The sequence below is a fragment of the Chloracidobacterium sp. genome (assembly GCA_025057975.1).
In the GTDB taxonomy this organism is placed as follows: Bacteria; Acidobacteriota; Blastocatellia; order Chloracidobacteriales; family Chloracidobacteriaceae; genus Chloracidobacterium.
The window spans coordinates 1-550 of sequence record JANWUV010000066.1; the positions used below are offsets into that span (position 1 = coordinate 1).

Annotated in this window: 1 protein-coding gene; it reads right to left on the minus strand. The window is 62.9% G+C overall.

Going from position 1 to position 550, the window contains the following annotated elements:
* Positions 1-550, minus strand: a 550-nt coding sequence (locus NZ585_15110) for a hypothetical protein (protein MCS7081357.1), incomplete at both ends; no start/stop codon positions are given.

Consider the following 550-nt stretch of genomic DNA (forward strand, 5'->3'; position numbering starts at 1 on the left):
ATTCCGGCAGTCCCAGCCCGTAAGACTGCACGGCGCTAAACGCTGGGAAGCCCTGCGCTGCCGGGAAGAGTTGGTTCGGCGGGAAGCCGTACACGCCGCCGAAGTTGACCTCGAACAGCGCGTCAAACAGCAGCAGGTTGAAGTCCGCACCGAACTTCAGCGTATGCGTCCCGGCGATTTTGGTCAGGTTGTTCGTCACCTGCCACCGTTTTTCGACACGCCGGGCGGGAGAGAACGGCTCGCGCCCAAACGAGGCGATACCCGGAATCTCAACCCCGACGATCTGGCTCTGCGGCCCGTAGTCCACCGCACGCCGCGCAAACTGGAAGCGCGACTCGTTGATGAGCGTCGGGTTGATGGTCGCTACGTTCTGCGCCACAAACGCAACGTCCCGCGTGCCTTGAAAGCCTGTCCGCGTGAAGTGGTTGAGCGCCGTTGGCTGATTCTGCCCGTTGGAGGGAATGCCGCGCACTGTCGAGGGCGTCACGCTGACGCGGGCAAAGAACTGGTGAATGTCGCTGAACCGATGGTCAATCCGCAGCGCCGGCAG